Below are 21307 nucleotides of genomic sequence, written 5' to 3' on the forward strand. Positions count from 1 at the left end.
CCTAGGTTCGTATCAAGTGGCCGCTGGCCGCAAGTAATTGACCGTCCAATAATGCGCCTCGCTCGTCAAGTGACAAGCGACCTTCGGCAAACCAGCGCACTGCAAGCGGATAAATCCGGTGTTCCTGGGCGTGAACCCGTTGCGCCAGGCTATGTGGCGAGTCATCGGACTCTACCGGTATCACTGCCTGTACGACCAGAGGTCCGCCGTCGAGTTCCTCGGTCACAAAGTGCACGCTGCAGCCGTGCTCACCGTCTCCTGCTTCCAGCGCCCGCTGGTGCGTGTGCAAGCCCTTGTATTTGGGGAGCAGGGAAGGGTGGATATTCAGCAGGCGACCCTGATAGTGACGCACGAATTCTGCGCTGAGAATGCGCATGAACCCGGCCAGAACCACCAGTTTCGGTTTGAATTCGTCGATGACTTTGATCAATGCAGCATCGAAGGCCTCGCGGCCCTCGAATGCCTTGTGATCCAGTACGCGGGTATCGATACCCGCGTCTTTGGCGCGTTGCAGGCCGTAGGCATCCGCGCGGTTGGAGATCACCGCGCGGATTGTTGCCGGGCTGGCCTTGACGTCATCGCTGTCGATCAAGGCCTGCAAGTTGCTGCCGGTGCCGGAAAGCAGCACCACTACATCACAGGTATCAGGCATTAGTGCGCCTTGATGTTTTGCAGCTCAACTTGCGCAGCGCCTTCAGCGGCGGTTGCGATCTGACCGATGACCCAAGGCTGCTCGCCCGCTTCACGCAGTACGTTCAGCGCGGTTTCAACGTCAGCCTGAGCTACGCAGATGACCATGCCAACGCCGCAGTTCAGCACGCGGTGCATTTCGTGCTCGTCCACGTTGCCTTTTTCCTGCAGCCAGTCGAAGACGGCAGGGCGCTGCCAGCTGGCAACGTCAACCACCGCTTGTGCACCTTTTGGCAGTACGCGCGGGATGTTGTCGAGCAGGCCGCCACCGGTGATGTGGGCCATGGCCTTGACCACGCCGGTTTCCTTGATCAGTTTGAGCAGCGGCTTGACGTAGATGCGGGTCGGCGCCATCAGCAGGTCGGTCAGTGGCTTGCCGTCGAGCTGGATGTTTTCGATGTCGGCACCCGACACTTCGATGATCTTGCGGATCAGCGAGTAGCCGTTGGAGTGCGGGCCCGAGGACGGCAAGGCGAGCAGGGCGTCGCCGGCAGCGACCTTGGAACCGTCGATGATCTCGGATTTTTCTACAACGCCAACGCAGAAGCCGGCCAGGTCGTAGTCTTCGCCTTCGTACATGCCTGGCATTTCAGCGGTTTCGCCGCCAACCAGCGAGCAACCGGACAGTTCGCAGCCAGCGCCGATACCGGTCACCACCTGGGTCGCGGTTTCAACGTTGAGCTTGCCGGTGGCGTAGTAGTCAAGGAAGAACAGAGGCTCGGCGCCGCATACGATCAGGTCGTTGACGCACATGGCAACCAGGTCGATACCGATGCTGTCGTGCTTGTTCAGGTTCAGGGCCAGGCGCAGCTTGGTGCCGACGCCGTCAGTGCCGGAAACCAGAACAGGCTGCTTGTAGCCAGCCGGAATTTCGCAGAGGGCGCCAAAACCGCCGAGGCCGCCCATCACTTCCGGGCGTGCAGTGCGCTTGGCCACGCTCTTGATGCGTTCGACCAATGCTTCACCGGCGTCGATGTCTACACCGGCGTCTTTGTAGCTCAGGGATGGTTGCTTGCTCATAATCCAGGCCTTTAGGGGGGATTCGGGGGTATCGACCGAGTTCAGGGGGCAGGCTTGCAAGTGCTCAAGGATTGCACCAGAGCATTTGCAGGGTGCCCGGCTGTTGGCGGTCTGCGAAGGCGCGCGATTTTATCAGGCTTGAAGGGCAGCGGCCATCCTCGGGCCGACAGGCAGGGTTATATCTGGCGAAAAAAACCTTTTTTAGTCGTACTTGGGTCTGCGCACAGGCCTGTATAAGGTATAGAGAGGTTGTGTGACCGCGTGAAAACGCGAAACGGGCGTGAATGATTTGGCCGTGGCCGTGTCAGAAGTCTGTTCGAGTGTTTTTATGGCGTCCTTAATAGGCTGCTTTTTGTCATCGGGAATCTTTCATGCGTTTTAGCCAATTTTTAGCCGTGGGCTGTCTGTCTTTTTTCAGCCTGGCCAGTCATGCCGAAATCCTCACCGGTCTTTATCAGGTGCTCGAGCCAGTCACCACCCAGTCACCTGATGAGCGCACCCAGGCTACGCAAAAGGCCCTGGAAACCCTGGTGTTGCGTCTGACCGGAGATGCCGCGGCGATTAAGAGTCCGGCGCTGGAGGCGATTCGCAAAGATCCGCAGCAAATCATCAGTCGCTACGGCTATGACGCCGGCCCGCCGCAAAGCCTGCAAGTGGACTTCGATCCGGTGAGTACCGATCGTGCGTTGCATCAGGCCGGGCTGTCGCTGTGGGGCAGTAATCGCCCTGCGCTGCTGGGCTGGTGGCTGAATGACTCGGTCGAAGGTTCGAGCCTGGTGGGGGACGGTCAGTCAGTGGCCGAGCCGTTGCGTCGTGCCGCGCAGCATCGGGGTTTGCCATTGCGCTTGCCGTTGGCGGATTTGAGTGAACAGCTTGTGGGTACGGCTGAAAATCTTGAGGGCAGCAATCCTGCGCCTTTAAAAGACGCTTCCGAGCGTTATGGTGCGGACGCATTGCTGGCGGTGCATGCTCGTGAAGATGACGGGCAGTGGAGCGCCAAATGGCGTTTGTGGGTAGGTGATCAGCAGGAGCAGGGCAGCGCTCAGGCTCCTGATCAGGCAGCGCTGGCCGATGCCGTGATGCTTGCGGTCAGCCAGCGTCTGGCGCCGCGCTATGCGGTCAAGCCCGGGGTTTCTTCCGAGCAGTTGCTCGAAGTGCAAGGCATGACGTTGCAGCGTTATGCGCAGCTGGGGCATTTGCTTGAGCCTTTTGGTGCGCAACTCAAGAGCATTGACGGTGATCGTGTTGTGTACCTGGTAAACGGCAGCGCCGAGCAGTTGCGTTCGCAATTGGGGCTGGCGCAGTTGCAGGAAGTACCGGCGGGGCAAGTGCCTGTTGCGGCTGATGGGGGGCAGGCATCAAGTGTTGCCTCAGGCCCTGCGGCGCAGTTGCGGTTTCGCTGGTAGGTTGATGTCTTCTTTATATAAGGATGGGGTGGCTCATGGCTGATTCGCGACGGTGGGTGTGGTGGGGCGTGGCGTTGGGATTCGCCCTGTTCGTGTATTTCCTGCATCCGATACTCACGCCTTTTCTGGTCGCCATCGTCCTGGCCTATATGTTCGACCCTGTGGTCGATCGACTGGAAAGGTTCGGACTTTCAAGAACCTGGGGTGTGGTTGCGGTCTTTACCGTGTTCACTGTCATTTTGATGACATTGCTGCTGGTACTGGTGCCGCTGCTGGCCAAGCAACTGTTGAAGCTCTATCAGTTGGCACCGCAGATCCTCGACTGGCTGCAGCACACGGCAATGCCGTGGGTGCAAGCCAAGTTCGGCTTGAGTGACAGTTTCTGGAAGTTCGACAAGATCAAGGCGGCGATCACCGAGCATATGGGGCAGGCGACTGACATTGTCGGAATCGTCCTGTCCAAGGCCACGGCTTCCAGTCTGGCGCTGATCGGCTTTTTGGCCAATCTGGTGTTGATTCCGGTGGTGGCGTTCTACCTGTTGCGTGATTGGAACATCATGATGGCCAAGATTCGCGGTCTGTTGCCGCGGGCTCGGGCAGATCAGATCGTGTCACTGGCCAAAGAGTGCCACGACGTGCTCGGCGCGTTTGTGCGCGGTCAGTTGCTGGTGATGCTGGCGCTGGGGGTGATCTACTCGGCGGGCCTGATGCTGGTCGGCCTCGAGCTGGGGTTGTTGATCGGCTTGATGGCGGGTATAGCGGCCATCGTGCCGTATATGGGCTTTATTGTCGGCATCGGTGCGGCGTTGGTTGCCGGGTTATTCCAGTTTGGCGGGGATCTGTACCCGATGCTCGGCATCGTGGCGGTGTTTATGATCGGCCAAGCCCTGGAGGGCACCGTGCTTACCCCGCTGCTGGTGGGTGACAAAATCGGTATGCACCCGGTGGCGGTGATCTTTGCGATTCTGGCTGGCGGTGAGCTGTTCGGTTTTACCGGTGTATTGCTGGCCTTGCCGGTAGCGGCCGTGATCATGGTGCTGGTGCGCCATGTGCAGGATTTGTATAAGGATTCCCAGGTCTATAAAGGCAGTGAGGATCCGCAGTTGTAGAGGGTGGGTTGTGAAGCGGCGGGGTTGTCGCGAGGCGGCCCGGCCTTCTTTGTGCGTTCGAGGCGGCTCGCAGGCGCCAGAAAAAGCCCAATCAATCCAAGACCTTAACGCAAACCTTTGATTTTGCTCGTGGTCTGTTACATTGTGTGCCCGGCGACACGGGTATAAACTTTTCAAACCTTACACAGAGGCCACTAACGGTTCGCTTGAACTGTTCAGTCAGCATGAAACCGATTCAGCTGCCCCTAGGTGTGCGTCTGCGTGATGACGCTACCTTCATAAACTACTATCCAGGCGCCAATGCCGCTGCACTCGGCTATGTCGAACGTCTGTGCGAAGCCGACGCCGGCTGGACAGAAAGCCTGATCTACCTGTGGGGCAAACATGGCGTAGGGCGTACGCACCTGCTGCAGGCCGCTTGCCTGCGCTTTGAGCAGATGGGCGAACCGGCGGTTTACCTGCCGCTGGCCGAGTTGCTGGATCGCGGCATAGAAATCCTCGATAACCTTGAGCAGTACGAGCTGGTTTGCCTGGATGACCTGCAGGCGGTGGCCGGGCGTGCTGATTGGGAAGAGGCGCTGTTCCATCTGTTCAACCGGCTGCGTGACAGCGGCCGGCGCCTGTTGATTGCAGCCTCCACCTCGCCTCGAGAATTGCCGATCAAACTGGCAGACCTCAAGTCCCGCCTGACCATGGCGCTGGTTTTCCAGATGCGCCCCCTGTCCGATGAGGACAAGCTGCGGGCTTTGCAGTTGCGTGCTTCACGCCGTGGCCTGCACCTGACTGACGAAGTCGGGCATTTCATTCTCACGCGCGGTACCCGCAGCATGAGTGCCTTGTTTGATTTGCTCGAGCGGCTCGATCAAGCGTCCTTGCAGGCGCAGCGCAAGCTGACCATTCCCTTCCTGAAAGAAACCCTTGGCTGGTAGCTCAGCCCTTCAAAAATAAGGGTTGTAGCCGGTTTTGACAGTTTCCAGGCGCCAAAAATCCTGCGCGGCCAAAGGGCTGTGGGCGCAAAATCTGTCGTCAGGGGTGTAAAGCCTTAGATGTCACGACAAAACCATCAAGTCACATTTAGATCGATTGAATTTGCAAATGAGGATCATAGAAGGCATAGTCGCGGCTACTTTTTCTAATAAGCCACGGTCGTGCCCATGCTAAAGCGCTTCGCACCCCTCGTGCCCCTCGCACTCGTTACCCTGTTGTTTGGTTGTGCTGCTCACACGCCAGTGTCGCAGCAAGTCGTCCAGGCTCAGGTTCAAAAGTCATCTTCGGTCTCGCAAACTTCCGCTCTTTATCAGGAAGAACTGGCAACCGAAAAAGAACTGGCTGAGTTTTCTGCCAACAGCAAGCCTTATGAATTGCCAGCTCTGGCTGACAGCATTCTAGAGCGCGGCATGTCCTTGATCGGTACCCGTTACCGTTTTGGTGGCACCTCCGAGGCAGGCTTCGATTGCAGCGGCTTTATCGGTTATCTGTTCAAGGAAGAGGCGGGCATGCAATTGCCGCGCTCAACCCGCGAAATGATCAACGTAAAAGCACCGCTGGTCGCACGGAATAATTTGAAACCGGGTGATTTGCTGTTCTTCAGCACCAATGGTCGTGGCCGTGTGAGCCATGCCGGGATTTACCTGGGTGATGACCAGTTTATTCACTCCAGCAGCCGCCGCAGCGGTGGTGTACGGATTGATAACCTGGGTGACAGCTACTGGAGCAAGACCTTTATTGAGGCCAAGCGCGCCCTGGCGATGGCCCCTGCGAGCGTCGTAGCCCGCAAGTAAAGTTAATGTGTTACTTGAAGTTCTGCAGCTAAGAGCTAGAATTAAGTCGCAATGTTAAATTTCTGAAGCCGCGAAGGTGCCCCCTCTCGCGGCTTTGGGGTTCGCGGCCTGAGTTGCCGTATCCAGAATCAGGAACATTCTGTTTATGTCGATCATGGCCCGCGTTGCTCTCCTCACTTTAGCAGCACTGCTCAGTGCCTGCGCCAGCCGCACCCCGCCAGCCCCCGTTGCACAAAAGCCGGTTGTGTTTATCACTCATCCCGAAGAAACCTCGCCGGTTGCCGCAGACGTGCTTTTTCGCGCCCTTGGCCTGGTAGGCACGCCTTATCGCTGGGGCGGCAATACCCCGGATTCGGGGTTTGATTGCAGTGGCCTGATCAAGTACGTGTACAACGACGCCGCGGGTATTTCGTTGCCGCGCACCACGCGCGAGATGATCGTGATGCGTGCGCAGAGCATCGGCCAGGACAAGCTGCAAACCGGTGACCTGCTGTTCTTTGCAACCAATGGTGGCTCCCAGGTCAGTCACGCCGGGATCTACGTAGGCGAAGGGCGCTTTGTCCATGCGCCGGCCACGGGCGGTACGGTCAAGCTGGACAGCCTGAACAAGGCCTACTGGCAGAGGGCTTATCTGAATGCCAAGCGCGTGTTGCCGACCGAGCAGCATTTGGCACGTTTGCCCTAAAGCCCCTCACCCCAACCCTCTCCCTCCGGGGAGGGCTAGGGTGAGGGCGGCTCTTGATTAGAAAGCCTATTTTCCCGACACCCGCCAAACCTTGTTGCCTACATCATCAGCCACCAACAAGTCCCCTTGCTTGTCGATCACCACGCCCACTGGCCGGCCCATGGCTTTTTCGTCGGCGTTAAGAAAGCCGGTCAGCACATCGATCGGCATGCCCTCCGGTTTGCCGCCGGCAAAAGGCACGAAAATCACTTTGTAACCACTGTGGGGTTTGCGGTTCCAGGAGCCGTGCTGGCCGATAAAGGCACCCTGGGTAAAGCCGGGTAAATGGCTGCCTTCGGCAAACGTCAGCCCCAAAGACGCCGTGTGTGGCCCAACGGCGTAATCCGGGGCAATGGCCTTGGTCACCAGTTCAGGGTTTTGCGGGTTGACCCGCACATCCACATGCTGGCCGTAGTAGCTGTAGGGCCAGCCATAGAAGCCGCCATCCTGGACTGATGTGATGTAGTCGGGCACCAGGTCACTGCCGATTTCGTCACGCTCATTAACTGCTGTCCAGAGCTTGCCGGAGGTGGGCTCCCAGTCCATGCCATTAGGGTTGCGCAGGCCCGACGCAAAAATGCGGTGGCTGCCGGTGGCCGGGTCGACTTCCCAGATCGCGGCACGACCTTGCTCCTTGTCCATGCCATTTTCGCCCACATTGCTGTTGGATCCGACGGTCACATATAACTTGGTGCCGTCCTTGCTGGCGATCACGTTTTTGGTCCAATGGTGGTTCAGAGGCCCGCCGGGTAAGTCCACCACCTTGACCGGTTTGGCGCTGATGCTGTTTTCACCGGCTTGATAGGGGAAGCGCAACAGCTTGTCGGCATCTGCCACATACAGATCGTTACCCACCAGCGTCATGCCAAAGGGAGAGTTCAGGTTCTCGATAAACACGGTGCGGGTTTCGGCGACGCCATCGTGGTCCGCGTCGCGCAGCAGGGTAATCCGGTTTGCACTTGGCACTCCGGCCCCGGCGCGGGACATGACCTTGTCTGCGATCCAGCCCTTGATGCCCTTGCTGTCATCCGGCTTGGGCGGCGAATTGGATTCGGCCACCAGCACGTCGCCGTTGGGCAGTACATAGAGCCAGCGCGGGTGGTCGAGGTTCTGGGCGAAAGCGGCGACGTGCAAGCCGTGGGCAGCCACTGGGGTGGCATTATCGGGCCAGCCGATGGCGGGGGCGATATTGACCGTCGGAATCAGGGTTTTATTGGGTTCGGGAAGCTTGGGTGATGGGCCGGTACCCTCACTGACTTGCAGGGTCGAGCTTTCGCCGCAAGCGACCAATCCTGCGGCAAGAACAATAACAACGGCGTGCTGGCGCTTGAGCATGTGGTTCTCCATAAGATCTTGTCTGGTAGTAGAGAAGCGTAGCTGTTTAAAGGTTCAGCCCGGGCGCCGGATAAAGCCTTTAGGCGCCGGCTTTAATTGACGCTCCACCCCCAACCCTCTAACCTTCGCGGCTTGTTTCAGGTGCTCTGTGGCCATGGGTCGACAGAGTGAAACAGGGAAGCCGGTGAGGGCGTGTTGGACCTACACAACCGCCACGATCCCGGCGCTGCCCCCGCAACGGTAAACGAGTCAAAGCCACGCTCAGTGCCACTGTGTTTTTTGCACGGGAAGGCGCGTGGACAAGGGTGCACCCTACAGGGCCGCCCGCTTGTGAGCCCGGAGACCGGCCTGATCCATCCACCACTCTCGCGGCGGGCGATGCAGTGTGTTTTTTTAATTTCCCCCGCCTCCCGTTTGCATCATCGAACCCAACGGAGAGTTGCCATGAATGAATCCCCCGAACGCGACGAACGCCATCAGGCGCGCATGCTGCGCAAAAAAGCGGTTATGGACGAGCGCATTGCCAGCTCGCCCAATGAATGCGGACTGCTGCTGGTATTGACCGGCAATGGCAAAGGCAAGAGCAGTTCTGCGTTTGGCATGCTGGCCCGCGCCATGGGCCACGGCATGCAGTGCGGCGTGGTGCAGTTCATCAAGGGGCGCAACAGCACCGGTGAGGAGATTTTCTTCCGCCGTTTTCCCGAGCAGGTGCGCTACCACGTGATGGGTGAAGGCTTTACCTGGGAAACCCAGGACCGCCAGCGCGATATCGCCGCCGCCGAAGCCGCGTGGGAAGTGTCCCGCGAGATGCTGCGCGATCCGTCCATTGGGTTGGTGGTGCTCGATGAGCTGAATATCGCGCTCAAGCACGGCTACCTCGATCTGGAACAGGTGCTCGCCGACCTGCAAGCCCGTCCGCCCATGCAGCATGTGCTGGTCACCGGCCGTGGCGCCAAACCTGAATTGATTGATCTGGCTGATACCGTGACTGAGATGGCGGTGGTCAAACACGCTTTCCAGGCCGGGATCAAAGCCCAGAAAGGCATCGAATTGTGAGTGTTGAAGTATGAGAGCGTCACGTCATTGCCCGGCGGTGCTGATCGCCGCGCCGGCTTCCGGTCAGGGCAAGACCACGGTTACAGCGGCTTTGGCCCGGTTGCATCGCAATCAGGGGCGCAAGGTGCGGGTATTCAAGTGCGGCCCGGATTTTCTCGACCCCATGATCCTGGAGCGCGCCAGCGGTGCGCCGGTGTATCAGGTGGATTTGTGGATGGTGGGCGCCGAGGAAAGCCGTCGCCTGCTGTGGGAAGCCGCCGGTGAGGCGGACCTGATTTTGATTGAAGGTGTGATGGGGCTGTTTGACGGCACGCCTTCCAGCGCCGATCTGGCACGGCATTTTGGCGTGCCGGTGTTGGGGGTGATTGATGGCACTGCCATGGCCCAAACCTTTGGTGCGCTGGCCCTTGGTTTGGCGCGCTATCAACCGGATCTGCCGTTTGCCGGGGTGCTGGCCAATCGAGTTGGCACTGTACGCCATGCACAGTTGCTCGAAGGCAGCCTGACCGAAGGCTTGCGCTGGTACGGCGCGCTGTCCCGCGAAACCGGCATCGAACTGCCAAGCCGTCATCTGGGACTGGTGCAGGCCAGCGAGCTGAATGATCTGGATGCGCGCCTGGATGCGGCGGCCAATGCCCTGGCCAGCACCTGTGAGGTAGCGCTGCCACCGCCGGTTGAATTCGCTGCGCCTGAGCCGGTGGCCGTCGAGCCGCTGCTGGCAGGTGTGCGAATTGCCGTGGCTCGCGACGAAGCTTTTGCCTTCACTTATGGCGCCAGCCTCGCGTTATTACGTGATATGGGCGCCGAGCTGGTGTTTTTCTCACCGATCCGTGACAGTCAGCTGCCTGAAGCAGACAGCCTGTATTTGCCCGGTGGTTACCCTGAACTGCATCACCTTGAGCTGTCGCGCAACGTGCCGATGCTCACGGCGATTCGCGCACACCACAGGGCCGGTAAACCGCTGCTGGCCGAGTGCGGTGGCATGCTTTACCTGCTCGATGCCCTGACCGATGTCGAGGGCCAGCGCGCCGAACTGGTTGGCTTGCTGGCAGGGGAGGCGACGATGCAAAAGCGCCTGGCTGCCCTGGCGCTGCAAGCTGTGGACATGCCTGAAGGGCTGTTGCGCGGCCACACCTACCACCACTCGCTGACCAGTACCGAACTTGAGCCTGTTGCTCGCGGCCTGAGCCCCAATGGCGGGCGCGGCGCCGAAGCGGTGTATCGCGAAGGGCGAATGACCGCTTCTTATGTACACTTTTACTTCCCGTCCAATCCTCAGGCCATTGCCGCGTTGTTTGCGCCATGTGCCGTGAAGGTGCCATGAGCGATAACGCATTCAGCCCGCAAGAACGCGCCGCCGTGTACCGCGCCATCGCCGAGCGTCGTGATATGCGCCACTTCAGTGGTGGCACTGTGGCACCCGAGTTGTTGTCGCGTTTGCTGGAAGCGGCGCATCAAGCCCCGAGCGTGGGCTTGATGCAGCCGTGGCGGTTTATCCGCATCACTGACCGCGAGCTGCGCGGCAAGATCCAGGGTCTGGTGGAAGAAGAGCGGGTACGCACCGCGGATGCCCTGGGCCAGCGCTCCGATGAATTCATGACGCTCAAGGTCGAAGGTATCAACGATTGCGCCGAGGTGCTGGTGGCTGCGTTGATGGATGACCGCGAAAAGCACATTTTTGGTCGCCGTACGCTGCCGGAAATGGACATGGCGTCCTTGTCCTGTGCCATTCAAAACCTGTGGCTGGCGGCCCGGGTCGAAGGGCTGGGCATGGGCTGGGTGTCATTGTTCGAACCGCAGGCACTGGCTGATCTGCTGGGGTTGCCTGCCGGGGCCAAGCCGCTCGCTGTACTGTGCCTGGGCCCGGTCGAGGCGTTTTATCCGGCGCCGATGCTGGTCCTGGAAGGGTGGGCGCAAGCGCGTCCGCTCAGTGAACTGGTGTACGAGAATTATTGGGGAGTGAGTCCATGAGTGTGGCGTTGCTGTGCGTTGCCGGGGTGGCGCTGGATGCGTTGCTCGGCGAGCCCAAACGCTGGCATCCGCTGGTTGCCTTTGGCCGTATGGCCGAGCGTATTGAGCAGCGTTTCAATTCCGGCGGCCGTGGCTGGCGCAGTCATGGTGTCACGGCCTGGGTACTGGCAGTGCTGCCGCTGACGATCCTGGCCACGGCCCTGTCCTGGCTGCCTTATATTGGCTGGCTGGTGGACATTGCGGCGCTGTATTGCGCACTGGGCATGCGCAGCCTCGGTGAGCACGTACAACCAGTAGCCGAGGCATTGCGCGCCAATAACCTGGATGAGGCGCGTACGCGGGTGGGTTATCTGGTCAGCCGTCAGACCAGTGAGCTGGATTCTACCGAAGTGGCCCGCGCCGCCACCGAGTCGGTGCTGGAAAACGGCAGCGATGCGGTATTTGCCGCGATTTTCTGGTTTGTGGTCGCGGGTGCGCCAGGGGTGGTGCTCTATCGTTTGAGTAATACCCTGGATGCCATGTGGGGCTATCGCAACGAACGGTTTGAGCGTTTTGGCTGGGCTGCGGCGCGGATCGACGATGTTCTTAACTATATTCCTGCAAGGTTGGTTGCGTTGACCTATGCCGCTTTGGGTAAAACCCGACTGGCCCTGAAGAGCTGGCGCAAGCAGGCACCGCTGTGGGACAGCCCCAATGCCGGCCCGGTCATGGCTGCTGGTGCCGGAGCGCTGGGTGTTGAGTTGGGTGGCCCGGCGATTTATCACGGCGAACTGCATGAGCGCCCGCAATTGGGCGAAGGTGCACCGGCAGACGCCGAGTCGATCGGCCGTGGCTGGCAACTGGTGCAGCGTGGCGTATGGCTGTGGCTGCTGATCCTGTGTGTCTGGAGTGAATTCTATGCTTGAGCACGGTGGGCGTTTGCGCAAGGCGGCGTTGCACTACGGCATTGCCGAGGCGGACTGGCTGGACCTGTCCACCGGCCTGGCGCCCTGGCCCTTTGCTATCCCCCAGGTGCCCGAACGCGCCTGGGCGCGCTTGCCTGAGGCCGATGACGGCCTTGAGCAAGCGGCCTGCGCCTATTACGGCGCGCCGCATGTGCTGGCGGTACCGGGTTCACAGTGTGCCATTCAGTTGCTGCCGCGTTTGCGCCGTAGCGGCAAGGTTGGCGTGCTGTCGCCGTGTTACGCCGAGCATGCCCATGCGTGGCGGCGCAGCGGGCATATCGTGCGGGAAATCATGGAGCAGGAAATCGACTTCTACATCGACACACTGGATGTGCTGGTGGTGGTCAACCCCAACAATCCCACGGGCTTGAGTCTGACCCCGGAGCGCCTGCTGGAGTGGCATGCGCGGCTGATGCAGCGCGGCGGCTGGCTGGTGGTGGACGAAGCCTTTATGGACAACACGCCGCAACTGAGCCTGGCCGCGCATACCCAGCGTACCGGGTTGATCGTATTGCGCTCTTTCGGCAAGTTTTTTGGCCTGGCGGGCGTTCGGCTGGGTTTTGTGCTGGCTGAACTCAAGTTACTCAAGTTGCTGGCCGAGCAAGTCGGTCCCTGGGCGGTCAGCGGCCCGACGCGGATTGTCGGCCAGGCCTGCCTGCTCGACTCCGAGGCCCAAGCTCGTCAGCGCGAACGCAGCGAACTGGCCAGCGGGCGTCTGGAACGTCTGTTGGGCTTGCATGATCTGCCGCCGCAAGGGGGCTGTGCGCTGTTCCAGTGGTTGATCACCTCCCATGCCGATAGCCTTTACGAGTTTATGGCGCACCGCGGCATTTTGCTGCGCCTGTTTACCCACAACAGCAGCGTGCGTTTTGGCCTGCCAGCCGAAGAAGCTGACTGGCTGCGCCTGGAGCAGGCTCTGTCGGCGTACACCAAGGAATCCTTATGAGCACGTTGATGGTGCAGGGCACCACGTCCGATGCCGGTAAAAGCACCCTGGTGACGGCCCTGTGCCGCTGGCTGACCCGTCAGGGCGTGGCGGTGGTGCCGTTCAAACCACAAAATATGGCGCTCAACAGTGCCGTGACGGCCGAAGGCGGTGAAATCGGTCGCGCCCAGGCAGTACAGGCGCAGGCAGCCGGGCTGGCACCGCACACGGACATGAACCCGGTGCTGCTCAAGCCCAATAGCGACACCGGAGCCCAGGTAATCATTCATGGTCGTGCTGTCACCAGCATGAATGCCGTGGCGTATCACGATTACAAGGCCATCGCCATGCAGGCCGTTCTGGCCTCGCACCAGCGTTTGAGTGCGGCGTACCCGGTGGTGATGGTAGAAGGCGCCGGTTCGCCGGCCGAGATCAATCTACGGGCCGGTGATATCGCCAACATGGGCTTTGCCGAGGCGGTGGACTGCCCGGTGGTGCTTATCGCCGATATCAATCGTGGTGGCGTGTTTGCTCATCTGGTCGGTACTCTGGAATTGCTCTCGGACACCGAGCAGGCGCGGGTCAAGGGCTTTATCATCAACCGCTTTCGCGGCGATATTGCGCTGCTCCAGCCCGGCCTCGACTGGCTGGAACAGCGCACCGGCAAACCGGTGATCGGTGTGCTGCCCTATGTTATGGACTTGCACCTTGAGGCCGAGGACGGCATCGACCAGCGCCAGACCGACAAGGCCGACCAGGTGCTCAAGGTGGTGGTGCCGGTGCTGCCGCGCATCAGCAACCACACCGACTTCGACCCGCTGCGCCTGCACCCGCAAGTGGACTTGCAGTTTGTCGGGCCGGGGCAGCCTATCCCGCCTGCCGACCTGATCATCCTGCCCGGTTCCAAAAGCGTGCGCAGTGATCTGGCCTATTTACGCGCCAATGGCTGGGACACGGTCATCAGCCGTCACTTGCGCTATGGCGGCAAGCTGCTGGGCATTTGCGGCGGTTTGCAGATGCTTGGTGAGCAGGTGCACGACCCGCTGGGCCTTGAAGGCACTGCGGGCAGCAGTGCCGGGCTGGGCTTGCTGGCATTCAGTACCGAACTGGCTGCCGAAAAACAGTTACGCAATGTGCGCGGGCATCTGGCCCTGGAAAACGCCGAGGTCATGGGTTACGAAATCCACGCGGGCGTGACGACGGGGGCTGCTCTGGAGCAACCGGCAGTGCATCTGGATGACGGACGCCGTGAGGGTGCACAAAGCGCGGACGGGCAGATTCTCGGTACTTACCTGCATGGCCTGTTCGAATCCCCTGCCGCTTGCAGCGCGTTGTTGCGCTGGGCCGGTTTGCAGGATGTGCAGGCCGTGGACTACCACGCCCTGCGCGAGCGGGATATCGAGCGGCTGGCGGATCTGGTGGAAAACCACCTGGATACGGCGTACTTGCGCGAACTGTGCGGAATTTGAATCGTGTGGGAGCGAGCCTGCTCGCGAACAATGCCACTTCGCGAGCAGGCTCTCTGCCACAGTGGACTTGCCGCATTTCCAGAGGTTAATTGACATGCTGCAACTGATTTTGGGTGGCGCCCGTTCGGGCAAGAGCCGTCTGGCTGAAAAGCTCGCGGCCGAGTCTGGCTGTGCTGTTACCTATATCGCCACCAGCCAGCCGCTGGACGGCGAGATGAATGAGCGCGTGCGTCATCATCGCGAACGCCGCCCTGAACATTGGGCGCTGATTGAAGAACCGGTCGAATTGGCCCGCGTACTGCGCGACAACGCGCGCGCCGATGCTTGCCTGCTGGTTGATTGCCTGACGCTATGGCTGACCAATCTGCTGATGCTTGAAGACCTTCAGCGCCTGAACGCCGAGCGTGATGCGCTGCTGGAATGCCTGGCTGAGCTGCCGGGCGAAATCCTGTTTGTCAGCAACGAAACCGGAATGGGTGTCGTACCGCTGGGCGAATTGACTCGCCGCTATGTCGATGAAGCCGGTTGGTTGCATCAAGCCCTGGCCGAGCGCTGTCAGCGAGTCGTGTTGACAGTGGCTGGCCTGCCCCTGACGTTGAAAGGAACTGCACTATGAGCACCCCCTGGTGGCTGAAGCCCTGCAAACCCGTTGATCGTGACATGCAAGCTGCTGCGGGCGAGCATCAGCAACAACTGACCAAACCCGCGGGCTCGCTAGGTCAACTTGAGGCGCTGGCAGTGCAACTGGCCGGGTTGCAAGGGCGGCTCAAGCCCCGTGTCGATCAACTTTGGATCGGCATTTTCGCCGGCGATCACGGCGTGGTTGCCGAGGGTGTCTCGGCTTATCCGCAGGCGGTGACCGGGCAAATGCTGCATAACTTTGTCAGCGGCGGCGCGGCGATCAGCGTGTTGGCCCGTCAGTTGGGTGCGCAACTGGATGTCGTGGACCTGGGCACGGTCACGCCGATGCTGGAGCTGGCCGGGGTGCGGCACCTGCAGTTGGGTGCGGGTACGGCCAATTTCGTCCAGGCCCCGGCGATGTCTGACAGCCAGGGTTTGAGAGCCCTGCAGGCCGGGCGCGACAGCGTGCTGCGGGCGCAGGCGGCAGGCAGTGAAGTGTTTATTGGCGGTGAAATGGGCATCGGCAACACGGCGTCCGCGAGTGCGGTGGCCAGTGCGTTGCTCGCTTGTCCGGCTTCGCTGTTGACCGGGCCGGGCACTGGCCTGGATGCGGCGGGAGTGAGCCACAAGGCACGGGTGATTGAGCGGGCGCTGGCGTTTCACGAGGGGCATCTCGATGATCCGCTGCAGACCCTGTTTCGTCTGGGTGGCTTTGAAATTGCAGCCCTGGTCGGTGCTTATGTGGCCTGCGCTCAGGAGGGGATTGTAGCGGTGGTCGATGGCTTTATCTGCACCGTTGCGGCCATGGTCGCCGTGCGCCTGAATCCACAGTGTCGTGAGTGGCTGGTGTTCAGCCATCGCGGGGCCGAGCAGGGCCATCGTCATGTGCTCGAGAGCCTGCAGGCCGAGCCACTGCTTGATCTGGGATTGCGCCTGGGCGAAGGCAGCGGTGCTGCGCTGGCGGTGCCGTTGATGCGCCTGGCCTGCGACCTGCACGGGCAGATGGCGACGTTTGCCCAAGCCGCAGTGGCAGATCGCCCGGCATGACCGTACAGCTGGATTTGCTGCGTCATGGCGAAACCGAGCTGGGAGGCGGTTTGCGCGGCAGCCTGGACGACGCCTTGACGGCTCTGGGCTGGACGCAAATGCGTGATGCGGTCCAGGGCAAAGGGCCGTGGGATCGTATCGTCAGCTCGCCGTTGCAGCGTTGTGCATTGTTTGCCCGGGAGTTGAGCGTGCAGCTCGATATTCCCGTGTCTTTCGACAAAGATCTGCAAGAGCTGCATTTTGGTGCGTGGGAAGGGCGCAGTGCTGCGGCGCTGATGGAAACCGACGAGCAGGCCCTGGGCTTGTTCTGGGCTGACCCCTATGCTTTTACTCCGCCCGAGGGTGAGCCAGTGCTGGCGTTTTCGGCGCGCGTGCTGTCTGCCGTCAACCGTTTGCAGCAGCAGTTCGCCGGTGAGCGGCTGCTCGTGGTGTGCCATGGCGGGGTGATGAAACTGTTGCTGGGCCGGGCCCGTGGCTTGCCCCGTGAGCATCTGTTGCAAGTGCCTGTGGGCCACGGCGCGCTCATTGGTTTGCGGGTCGGTGCGGATGATCAGTTGCTCGAGGTCGGCGAGTGATGTTGCCGTTCTGGATTGCCCTGCAGTTTTTAAGCAGCTTGCCGATTCGCTTGCCCGGGATGCCCCAGCCTCAAGAACTGGGGCGCTCTTTGTTGTTTTACCCGCTGGTGGGATTGTTGTTCGGCCTGCTGCTGTACGGCGTTAGCGGGCTGCTGTCCGATGCGCCGTTGATGTTGCACGCCGCCTTGTTGCTGACCCTTTGGGTGTTGCTCAGTGGTGGTTTGCACCTGGACGGCCTGGCTGATAGTGCAGATGCCTGGTTAGGCGGTTTTGGTGATCGTGAGCGTACGCTGACCATCATGAAAGATCCGCGCAGCGGGCCGATTGCGGTGGTTGTGTTGATTCTGGTGCTGTTGCTCAAGTTTTGCGCGCTGCTGGCGTTGCTTGAGCAGGGCAACGGTACTGCCTTGCTGATTGTCCCTTTGATCGGGCGCAGTGCTTTGCTGGCAGTATTCCTGACTACGCCCTATGTGCGCGCGGGTGGCTTGGGGCAGGCGCTGGCTGATCATCTGCCACGCAAGGCAGGCTGGTGGGTGCTGGGGCTTAGTGCCCTGGTTTGTGTACTGTTGGTCGGTTATTCGGGGTGGTGGGCGCTTGGCCTGGCAGCGCTGGGGTTCGTTTGGTTGCGCAGGGTGATGATCCGTCGTTTGGGCGGCACTACCGGTGATACCGCCGGGGCGCTGCTGGAATTGCTCGAAGTGCTGGTGCTGGTAGGATTGGCGCTGATCTGACGGTGCACGTGCCCGCTCCCACAAAAAACCGGGCGGGTGGCGTTACATAAATCTTGATTGTCTTTTATTGCGGGTATATACATACAAAATGTTACCAACCCAGTGTTTATGTACCAATCTGCGACGTGCTGCACGTGGCGTGAGCAGGCATTACGACGGCGCTCTCGATGGCTTCGGGATCAACGTCGCCCAGTATTCCTTGCTGTGCAATCTCAAGCGGCTCGATCAACCGAGCATTTCCACCCTGGCAGAAGCCATGGGGCTGGATCGCAGTACCTTGGGGCGTAATGTGCGGGTGCTTGAGGGCGCCGGGTTGCTGAAGATGACTGAGGGCGCAGACCAGCGTAACCGGCTGGTGTGCCTGACTCGGGCAGGTGAGGACTGCCTTGCGGCTGCCTTGCCGGCCTGGGAGGCCGCCCAGCAGCGCTTGATGGACCGTTTGGGCGAAACCAGGCGTGCGCAGCTGTTGCAACTGTTGGATGAGTTGGCGGGTAAAGACTGAAACTCAGTCGTTTGGCTTTAAATGGGTATATACCCGCTTCCGGAGAATAATAATGACAACGGTGTGGCGCAACAGCGCTTGGGTTCTTCTTGGCAGTGCGCTCATTCTGGCATTGTCGTTGGGTGTCAGGCATGGCTTCGGGTTGTTTCTGCCGCCCATGAGCGCGCAGTTTGGCTGGGGGCGCGAGGTGTTTGCATTTGCCATCGCCCTGCAAAATCTGATCTGGGGCTTGGCACAGCCCTTTACCGGGGCGTTGGCTGATCGCTTTGGCGCGGCGAAAGTGGTGATCGTTGGCGGCGTGCTGTATGCCGTAGGGCTGTTGCTGATGGGGTTGGCAGACTCACCGCTGTCGCTGTCGTTGAGTGCGGGGTTGCTGATCGGTATCGGCCTGTCGGGCACATCGTTCTCGGTAATTCTGGGGGTGGTTGGCCGTGCCCTGCCTGCAGAAAAACGCAGCATGGGCATGGGCATCGCCAGTGCCGCAGGGTCTTTCGGTCAATTTGCCATGTTACCCGGCACCCTGGGCCTTATTGGCTGGCTCGGCTGGTCGACGGCGCTTTTGGTGTTGGGCGTACTGGTAGCGATGATTGTGCCATTAGTGGGCATGCTCAAGGATCGTCCGCTGCCAAGCCTGGGCGGTGAGCAAACCCTCAGGGAGGCCCTGCGTGAGGCCTGCTCGCATTCGGGCTTCTGGCTGCTGGCGTTGGGTTTTTTTGTTTGCGGCTTTCAGGTGGTGTTTATCGGTGTCCACCTGCCAGCCTATCTGGTGGATCAGCATTTGCCGGCGACAGTTGGCACTACGGTGCTGGCGCTGATCGGTCTGTTTAATATCTTCGGTACTTACACGGCTGGCTGGCTCGGCGGGCGCATGTCCAAGCCGCGCTTGCTGACGGCCTTGTACCTGGCGCGGGCGGTGGTGATCGTATTGTTTTTGTGGGCGCCGATCACACAACTCAGCGCTTACCTGTTTGGCATGGCCATGGGCTTTTTGTGGTTGTCGACGGTACCGCTGACCAATGGCACGGTGGCGACCCTGTTTGGCGTGCGTAACCTGTCGATGCTGGGCGGGATCGTATTTCTCTTCCATCAGCTGGGGGCTTTTCTGGGCGGCTGGCTGGGTGGCGTGGTCTATGATCAGACAGGCAGCTATGATCTGATCTGGCAAGTCTCGATTTTGTTGAGCCTGTTGGCGGCTGCCTTGAACTGGCCCGTGCGCGAGCGCCCGGTGGCCCGTTTGCAGGCGCAAGGGAGTTTAGGATGAGTGCAAGCTGGATCTGGTTGGGTGCAGTCAGTGCCGGTGCCTTGTTGCTGGCTCTTGTCTGGTGGGGCTGGCATCAGGGTGGGCTGGCCTTGATGCAGTTGGGTATGGGTGCTTGCTAGTGTAGCGGCGGATGAGTAAGTTCTGAGCTTGCCTCTTTCTCAAGGACACCGATGATGCTTAAGCGCTGGATTGCGATGCCTGTATTGCTGTTGGCCTGCGCCGGTTCGGTCTGGGCGGCGGATTGCCCGCCTTTACTGGAGGGCTCGTTGCCCAAGTTGCGGGCCAAGGAATCGATTGATCTGTGCCAGCGCTTTGCCGGTAAACCGCTGTTGATCGTCAATACCGCGAGTTTTTGCGGATTTGCTCCGCAGTTCAAGGGGCTTGAGGCGTTGAACCAGCGCTACAAGGGCCAGGGGCTGGAGCTGATCGGCGTGCCTTCAGACGACTTCAAGCAAGAGGCCAAGGATGGTGAGGAGACGGCAAAGGTCTGCTACGTCAACTATGGCGTGACGTTCACCATGATCGATCCACAGCATGTGCGCGGGCCTGATGCCGCGCACCTGTTCAAGGTACTGGCCGAGCAGAGCAATGCGCCGAAGTGGAACTTCTACAAGTATGTGGTGGATCGCCAGGGCAATGTGATTGCCAGCTTCTCCAGTTTAACCAAGCCCGACAGTCCTGAATTGATCGAGGCCATCGACAAGGCCATTGCTTCAAGGCCCTGAATCGCAGCCATTAAAAATCCCCGCCTCGGCAACGAGAGCGGGGATTTTTTTGATTCAGCTGGCGAGGGGATTACCCTCGCGGAGAATCAGAACTTGTAGGTTGCACCTACAGCAAAACCGTTTGCACTGTTTTCATATTTGGAGCTGTAGTAACTACCGATCTGAGGTTTGGCGTCATCAACCTTGACGGACTCTTCCTTGAGGTAGGAATAAGCCACGTCAATGTTCAGGTTGTCATTGACGGCATAACCGGCACCCAAGCTGAAAATTGTACGGTCGCCGGTAGGGATACGTGGCGAGCGATTTTCATTGTTGGTAGGCGACTGGTCCCAGGTCAGACCGGTACGCAGTACCCACTGCTTGTTCAACTGGTACGAAGTACCGATGGCGTATGCCCAGGTATCGTGCCAGTTCTGCTCTTCCTTGATGGTGCTGAACAGTGCGGGCGATGCGGCGCCGCCGGCAGCGGCAGTTACGCCTTCGTTCTCTACGGTGATGTCTTTCAGGCGGCTCCAGCGAGTCCAGGTAGTACCTGCATAAACCTTCCACGCGTCATTGATTTCTTGTGTAACCGACAGGTCCCAGGATTCAGGGGTGTCGATTTTCAGCGAGGCGTCATAACGGTTGCTTTTCAGGCGGGCAGCCGTGAACGGGTCGCTGCTGGCCGTGACGTTAGTGTGGCCTTCGAGCTTGTATTTAACCTTGGAGTGGTAAGTCAAACCAACGCGAGTGGTATCGGTAGCCTGTACCAATACACCAACGTTAAAGCCCAGAGCGGTATCGTCGCCCTTGATTTTTACATTGCTGTCGCCTGCCCCGGCCAGTGGGTTCGGGGTCAGTCTGACTTCGGACTCGAGTGTACCGGCGATGCGGTTAATGGTCGGGCCAAAGCCGATCGATACCTTGTCGTTGAATGCATAGCTGACGGTAGGTTGCAGGGTTACAACTTTTACTTCGCTTTTGCTGCCGAAGCCGCGGCCCTGGAAGCTGCTTTCGTAGTCGGTCACAAGGCCGAACGGAGCATAAACACCGAAGCCTACGGCCCACTCGTCATTGAGCTTGTTGGTGTAAAAGCCCATAGGGACGGCAGTAAATGGAACCATGTCGCCTTTATTGGTACCCGAGATGCTGCCACGGGCATCCTTGATATCGGTCGAAGCATCAATAACAGCGATACCGCCTGTTACTTGCTGGCCGCTGAGGCGGGACATACCGGCAGGGTTACCGAAAACGGTACTTGCATCGTCGGCAGAAGATGAACGACCTGCGAAGCCGGTCCCCATACCGCTGACGCTTTGTTCGTTGAGTGCGAAGCCGCTAGCGAAAATCTGGCTGGAAGCCAAAGTGACGGCGAGGCCAAGTGTGGTCTTGAGCATTACTTTTTTCATTATTAGAACTCCTTATGATCACCGGAC

Annotated in this window: 23 protein-coding genes and 1 riboswitch; of the genes, 19 read left to right on the forward strand and 4 right to left on the reverse strand. The window is 59.9% G+C overall.

Annotated elements, in window-relative coordinates; translation table 11 throughout:
* Position 1 precedes the first annotated feature (1 nt).
* Positions 2 to 652 (reverse strand): phosphoribosylglycinamide formyltransferase, encoded by a 651-nt coding sequence (gene purN / locus HBN79_RS16265; RefSeq protein ID WP_095003077.1) that lies wholly within the window; start codon positions 650 to 652, stop codon positions 2 to 4.
* Positions 652 to 1710, reverse strand: coding sequence for a phosphoribosylformylglycinamidine cyclo-ligase (gene purM, locus HBN79_RS16270; RefSeq protein WP_016779859.1), 1059 nt, complete (start codon positions 1708 to 1710; stop codon positions 652 to 654). The genes purN and purM overlap by 1 nt, the downstream gene beginning before the upstream one ends.
* A 371-nt stretch (positions 1711 to 2081) precedes the next feature.
* Between purM and HBN79_RS16275 the strand changes: the two genes are divergently transcribed.
* The 5 genes from HBN79_RS16275 to HBN79_RS16295 all read left to right on the forward strand — a co-directional run bounded on the left by HBN79_RS16275 (position 2082) and on the right by HBN79_RS16295 (position 6691).
* On the forward strand, positions 2082 to 3116 hold the full coding sequence (locus tag HBN79_RS16275) for a DUF2066 domain-containing protein (protein ID WP_169916887.1): 1035 nt from the start codon (positions 2082 to 2084) through the stop codon (positions 3114 to 3116).
* A gap of 35 nt (positions 3117 to 3151) precedes the next feature.
* Entirely contained in the window at positions 3152 to 4225 is a 1074-nt protein-coding gene (locus HBN79_RS16280) for an AI-2E family transporter (protein WP_095003079.1), read from the forward strand.
* A gap of 224 nt (positions 4226 to 4449) precedes the next feature.
* Positions 4450 to 5154, forward strand: coding sequence for a DnaA regulatory inactivator Hda (hda, locus tag HBN79_RS16285; RefSeq protein WP_016779862.1), 705 nt, complete (start codon positions 4450 to 4452; stop codon positions 5152 to 5154).
* Between the two features lie 225 nt (positions 5155 to 5379).
* Positions 5380 to 6006, forward strand: a complete 627-nt coding sequence (locus tag HBN79_RS16290; RefSeq protein ID WP_095003080.1) for an NlpC/P60 family protein — start codon at positions 5380 to 5382, stop codon at positions 6004 to 6006.
* 145 nt (positions 6007 to 6151) lie between these two features.
* Complete coding sequence (locus tag HBN79_RS16295) at positions 6152 to 6691, forward strand: C40 family peptidase (RefSeq protein WP_095019425.1); 540 nt, start codon at positions 6152 to 6154, stop codon at positions 6689 to 6691.
* A gap of 66 nt (positions 6692 to 6757) precedes the next feature.
* Here HBN79_RS16295 and HBN79_RS16300 read toward each other — a convergent pair whose 3' ends face one another.
* Positions 6758 to 8065 carry a sorbosone dehydrogenase family protein gene (locus tag HBN79_RS16300; protein ID WP_169916888.1) on the reverse strand — a complete coding sequence of 436 codons (1308 nt, stop codon included), beginning with the start codon at positions 8063 to 8065 and terminating at the stop codon, positions 6758 to 6760.
* 122 nt (positions 8066 to 8187) lie between these two features.
* Positions 8188 to 8432: riboswitch (cobalamin riboswitch) on the forward strand.
* Between the two features lie 77 nt (positions 8433 to 8509).
* Here HBN79_RS16300 and cobO point away from each other — a divergent pair.
* From cobO to HBN79_RS16365, 14 genes are all read left to right on the forward strand, one after another.
* Complete coding sequence (cobO, locus tag HBN79_RS16305) at positions 8510 to 9121, forward strand: cob(I)yrinic acid a,c-diamide adenosyltransferase (protein WP_095003083.1); 612 nt, start codon at positions 8510 to 8512, stop codon at positions 9119 to 9121.
* A gap of 10 nt (positions 9122 to 9131) precedes the next feature.
* Entirely contained in the window at positions 9132 to 10445 is a 1314-nt protein-coding gene (locus tag HBN79_RS16310) for a cobyrinate a,c-diamide synthase (RefSeq protein WP_095024308.1), read from the forward strand.
* Positions 10442 to 11092 carry a 5,6-dimethylbenzimidazole synthase gene (bluB, locus tag HBN79_RS16315; RefSeq protein ID WP_095003085.1) on the forward strand — a complete coding sequence of 217 codons (651 nt, stop codon included), beginning with the start codon at positions 10442 to 10444 and terminating at the stop codon, positions 11090 to 11092. The genes HBN79_RS16310 and bluB overlap by 4 nt, the downstream gene beginning before the upstream one ends.
* Entirely contained in the window at positions 11089 to 11997 is a 909-nt protein-coding gene (cbiB, locus tag HBN79_RS16320) for an adenosylcobinamide-phosphate synthase CbiB (RefSeq protein ID WP_095019427.1), read from the forward strand. The genes bluB and cbiB overlap by 4 nt, the downstream gene beginning before the upstream one ends.
* Positions 11990 to 12982, forward strand: a complete 993-nt coding sequence (gene cobD, locus HBN79_RS16325; RefSeq protein ID WP_169916889.1) for a threonine-phosphate decarboxylase CobD — start codon at positions 11990 to 11992, stop codon at positions 12980 to 12982. Before cbiB ends, cobD begins: the two co-directional genes overlap by 8 nt.
* Positions 12979 to 14430: a cobyric acid synthase gene (locus HBN79_RS16330; protein WP_095019428.1), complete on the forward strand. Its 1452-nt coding sequence runs from the start codon at positions 12979 to 12981 to the stop codon at positions 14428 to 14430. The genes cobD and HBN79_RS16330 overlap by 4 nt, the downstream gene beginning before the upstream one ends.
* A gap of 94 nt (positions 14431 to 14524) precedes the next feature.
* Complete coding sequence (cobU, locus tag HBN79_RS16335; protein ID WP_095003089.1) at positions 14525 to 15046, forward strand: bifunctional adenosylcobinamide kinase/adenosylcobinamide-phosphate guanylyltransferase; 522 nt, start codon at positions 14525 to 14527, stop codon at positions 15044 to 15046.
* Entirely contained in the window at positions 15043 to 16098 is a 1056-nt protein-coding gene (gene cobT / locus HBN79_RS16340) for a nicotinate-nucleotide--dimethylbenzimidazole phosphoribosyltransferase (protein ID WP_095003090.1), read from the forward strand. The genes cobU and cobT overlap by 4 nt, the downstream gene beginning before the upstream one ends.
* On the forward strand, positions 16095 to 16673 hold the full coding sequence (gene cobC / locus HBN79_RS16345; RefSeq protein WP_133144864.1) for an alpha-ribazole phosphatase family protein: 579 nt from the start codon (positions 16095 to 16097) through the stop codon (positions 16671 to 16673). Before cobT ends, cobC begins: the two co-directional genes overlap by 4 nt.
* On the forward strand, positions 16673 to 17404 hold the full coding sequence (locus tag HBN79_RS16350; protein WP_095020937.1) for an adenosylcobinamide-GDP ribazoletransferase: 732 nt from the start codon (positions 16673 to 16675) through the stop codon (positions 17402 to 17404). The genes cobC and HBN79_RS16350 overlap by 1 nt, the downstream gene beginning before the upstream one ends.
* Before the next feature lie 88 nt (positions 17405 to 17492).
* Positions 17493 to 17906 carry a MarR family winged helix-turn-helix transcriptional regulator gene (locus HBN79_RS16355; RefSeq protein WP_095003093.1) on the forward strand — a complete coding sequence of 138 codons (414 nt, stop codon included), beginning with the start codon at positions 17493 to 17495 and terminating at the stop codon, positions 17904 to 17906.
* Positions 17907 to 17967: 61 nt separating this feature from the next.
* Entirely contained in the window at positions 17968 to 19167 is a 1200-nt protein-coding gene (locus HBN79_RS16360) for an MFS transporter (protein ID WP_165484598.1), read from the forward strand.
* Positions 19164 to 19286 carry a hypothetical protein gene (locus tag HBN79_RS24000; RefSeq protein ID WP_254925250.1) on the forward strand — a complete coding sequence of 41 codons (123 nt, stop codon included), beginning with the start codon at positions 19164 to 19166 and terminating at the stop codon, positions 19284 to 19286. Before HBN79_RS16360 ends, HBN79_RS24000 begins: the two co-directional genes overlap by 4 nt.
* A gap of 54 nt (positions 19287 to 19340) precedes the next feature.
* Positions 19341 to 19892 (forward strand): glutathione peroxidase, encoded by a 552-nt coding sequence (locus HBN79_RS16365; RefSeq protein WP_165446506.1) that lies wholly within the window; start codon positions 19341 to 19343, stop codon positions 19890 to 19892.
* Between the two features lie 86 nt (positions 19893 to 19978).
* On the opposite strand, the gene HBN79_RS16370 is transcribed toward HBN79_RS16365, so the two are convergent.
* Complete coding sequence (locus HBN79_RS16370) at positions 19979 to 21280, reverse strand: outer membrane protein transport protein (protein WP_095003096.1); 1302 nt, start codon at positions 21278 to 21280, stop codon at positions 19979 to 19981.
* Positions 21281 to 21307 lie beyond the last annotated feature (27 nt).

Source organism: Pseudomonas sp. WS 5051, assembly GCF_012985715.1.
Classification (GTDB): Bacteria; Pseudomonadota; Gammaproteobacteria; order Pseudomonadales; family Pseudomonadaceae; genus Aquipseudomonas; species Aquipseudomonas bubulae.